This window comes from Escherichia sp. XD33 (assembly GCF_019375075.1).
Lineage (GTDB): Bacteria > Pseudomonadota > Gammaproteobacteria > Enterobacterales > Enterobacteriaceae > Enterobacter > Enterobacter flexneri_A.
This window is the reverse complement of sequence record NZ_JAENDM010000129.1, coordinates 1-3289: the sequence shown is the minus strand read 5'-3', so window position 1 is coordinate 3289 and position 3289 is coordinate 1. Positions and strand designations below refer to the sequence as shown.

Annotated in this window: 4 protein-coding genes; all 4 read right to left on the bottom strand. The window is 46.1% G+C overall.

What is annotated here, in order from left to right:
• Positions 1–256: 256 nt before the first annotated feature.
• The 4 genes from K0778_RS25300 to K0778_RS25285 all read right to left on the bottom strand — a co-directional run bounded on the left by K0778_RS25300 (position 257) and on the right by K0778_RS25285 (position 3079).
• The gene (locus K0778_RS25300; RefSeq protein WP_000237816.1) at positions 257–709 is read right to left on the bottom strand and encodes an NAD(+)--rifampin ADP-ribosyltransferase Arr-2; all 453 of its coding nucleotides are present in this window, start codon (positions 707–709) and stop codon (positions 257–259) included.
• A gap of 84 nt (positions 710–793) precedes the next feature.
• Positions 794–1426, bottom strand: a complete 633-nt coding sequence (locus tag K0778_RS25295) for a type B-3 chloramphenicol O-acetyltransferase CatB3 (RefSeq protein ID WP_000186237.1) — start codon at positions 1424–1426, stop codon at positions 794–796.
• Positions 1427–1563: 137 nt separating this feature from the next.
• Positions 1564–2394, bottom strand: a complete 831-nt coding sequence (locus K0778_RS25290; protein WP_001334766.1) for an oxacillin-hydrolyzing class D beta-lactamase OXA-1 — start codon at positions 2392–2394, stop codon at positions 1564–1566.
• Between the two features lie 130 nt (positions 2395–2524).
• The gene (locus K0778_RS25285) at positions 2525–3079 is read right to left on the bottom strand and encodes a fluoroquinolone-acetylating aminoglycoside 6'-N-acetyltransferase AAC(6')-Ib-cr5 (RefSeq protein ID WP_063840321.1); all 555 of its coding nucleotides are present in this window, start codon (positions 3077–3079) and stop codon (positions 2525–2527) included.
• Positions 3080–3289: the final 210 nt, after the last annotated feature.

The window sequence follows — 3289 nt, the reverse complement described above, 5'->3', positions numbered from 1 at the left end:
GCCGCAACAACCGAAAAATGAAGGTTGCTGCGGCTTACTTGTCTGCGTTCTTGGAAGTGCTCATCTGCTGACTATCTCATGATTGAATTTGAATCGTAACAACTTTCAAGCAACTCTGCGAGGAGCCTTATTGTGCGCCCAACGCCGCCATAAACGGCGACAGGGTGGCGCGCCTATTGCGCATAAAATGGCGAAGCCATGCGCAACAGGCGCGGAATCTCTGGCGTCCGGTTTGATGGCTTTGTTATGCAAAGGACTAGTCTTCAATGACGTGTAAACCACGGCGCTTTAAGTCCTCTAACGAATCCAACATTCCCCTTATTAATTCAACAGGATGCCCCTCCCAGTCTTCAACAACGCCAACAATTCTCAAGGGTTCGCAGGTTCTATAGGACTGTGTTGGATTACCGGGAAATTTTTTGTTCGTAAGATTCGGATCGTCTTCGAACGGTCCTGTTGGCTCAACTATGTATATGTAGCCGCGACCCTCGAGGCCAGACAGTGACATAGCAAGTTCAGCTCCCCAAACTGCTGGCTCCATCAAGGCTGAAAAGTAGATGTGCTTAAGAATACGACCGTCCTCGAAATGAGAGATGAACCCTGTGGTTAGCAAGTCACCAATCGCCAAATTGGCTTTGGTTCCATGATAGAACGGTCCTTGCACCTGCTTGTAATTATCATGAGAGATGGGAATCCAATCTTTTACCATTTTAAGACCCTTAATTGTTGGGATTTGGCTGCATAACGCCTGAAATAAGCCGTGCCGCGAAGCGGCATCGGCTTGATTGAATTGTTAGACGGCAAACTCGAGCCAATACTTGTGCAGGCCAACAATATTAGACGAGCACAGCATGGGCATTGCCGCTTTGATCTTCTCCAGTGACCAATTCCACCACTCCATCTCCAGAAGCAATGAAATTTCCTCATCGGTGAAGCGTTTCTTAATCTTCTTAGCGGGATTGCCGCCAACGATAGCGTAAGGCTCCACATCTTTTGTCACCAACGAGCGGCTGCCTATCACCGCACCGTGCCCGATCTTGATTCCGGGCATGACCATTGCCTCAGAGCCGATCCAAACGTCATTGCCAATGACAGTATTACCTGCTTTTTGGAAGGCATCGAGTGCGCTTGAGAATGCAGGTTCTTCCTGCATATAAAAGAACGGGAAAGATGATGCCCAGTCGTACCGATGCCCCTGATTGCCAGCCATGATAAAGGAAGCCCCACTCCCGATAGAGCAGAAACTACCGATGATCAACTTATCAACGTCATCACGGTCCGGAAACAGATACCGTGCGCAGTCATCGAATGAGTGCCCATGATAGTAGCCAGAGTAATAGCTGTACCGCCCAACTTTGATATTGGGGTTCTTCACTTGCTCAGAAAGCAGCTTGCCTTTGAAGGGGCTATCAAAGTAGTTGGTCATAAGAGATCCCGCGGTCTGTGACTTTGCCGTCTAACGTTTGAAATAAGGGGCGCCGAGCGCCAGCGAGGGGAGCCAAAAGCTTGCTTTTGGCCGTCCCGACTTGATTGAAGGGTTGGGCGATTTTGCCATTAGATTTTTTATAAATTTAGTGTGTTTAGAATGGTGATCGCATTTTTCTTGGCTTTTATGCTTGATGTTAAATTCGACCCCAAGTTTCCTGTAAGTGCGGACACAAAAACATATTTATGTCCTGATTTGCTTATAATAAACCCTTCAAACCATCCGTTTTGTAAGGTTCTATTTGCTGTGAATCCTGCACCAGTTTTCCCATACAGTTTTGTACTATTATCCAGATCTTGTAGATACATGTTCTCTATGGTGTTTTCTATGGCTGAGTTTTTAACTGGGAGATTGTGATTAATAATTTTACGCAGGAATTGAATTTGTTCTTCTGGTGAAATTTTTAAGCTACTTTCGAGCCATGCTTCTGTTAATCCGTTGTTTCTTTCTTTATCTCCAGAGAAGTCTTGATTTCCATAATCAAAATCTTTGAGATAATTCTTGATTTTATTTAATCCAATTTTTTGGGTTATTTCTTGCGAAACCCAAACAACAGAAAATTGCATCCACGTCTTTGGTGTATGATTGCTGTTCCAGATCTCCATTCCTTTGGGGGTTTTATCCCATTTGAATATGGTTTTCTGATCTATTATTTCCGCATCAAATGCCATAAGTGATAATGCGATCTTGAAAGTTGAATCTGGTGCCATTTGCGTTGCACACTTTGCTTTATTGAATTGAGCAATTTCAGCGTTTGTGGATGCATCGTAAAGTAAAAAACAACCTTCAGTTCCTTCAAATAATGGAGATGCAACAGTAGAGATATCTGTTGATGCACTGGCGCTGCTGTAGATAATATTTGCAATTATTAAAAAAATAGCGAAGTTGATATGTATTGTGTTTTTCATAATAAGTATTGGTTTGGTAAAGGGCTTAATTTTAACGGCTAACAATTAATGAGGCTCCGGGTTCGCCCAACGTTTGACATGAGGGGCGGCCAAGGGCGCCAGCCCTTGGACGTCCCCCTCGATGGAAGGGTTAGGCATCACTGCGTGTTCGCTCGAATGCCTGGCGTGTTTGAACCATGTACACGGCTGGACCATATGGGGTGGTTACGGTACCTTGCCTCTCAAACCCCGCTTTCTCGTAGCATCGGATCGCTCGCAAGTTGCTCGGCGACGGGTCCGTTTGGATCTTGGTGACCTCGGGATCATTGAACAGCAACTCAACCAGAGCTCGAACCAGCTTGGTTCCCAAGCCTTTGCCCAGTTGTGATGCATTCGCCAGTAACTGGTCTATTCCGCGTACTCCTGGATCGGTTTCTTCTTCCCACCGTCCGTCCCCGCTTCCAAGAGCAACGTACGACTGGGCATACCCAATCGGCTCTCCATTCAGCATTGCAATGTATGGAGTGACGGACTCTTGCGCTAAAACGCTTGGCAAGTACTGTTCCTGTACGTCAGCAAGTGTCGGGCGTGCTTCTTCTCCGCCCCACCACTCGACGATATGAGATCGATTTAGCCACTCATAGAGCATCGCAAGGTCATGCTCAGTCATGAGGCGCAGTGTGACGGAATCGTTGCTGTTGGTCACGATGCTGTACTTTGTGATGCCTAACTTTGTTTTTGCGTTGCTCATGATGTCTAACTCCCAATTTGTGTAGGGCTTATTATGCACGCTTAAAGGCACTGTTGCAAAGTTAGCGATGAGGCAGCCTTTTGTCTTATTCAAAGGCCTTACATTTCAAAAACTCTGCTTACCAGGCGCATTTCGCCCAGGGGATCACCATAATAAAATGCTGAG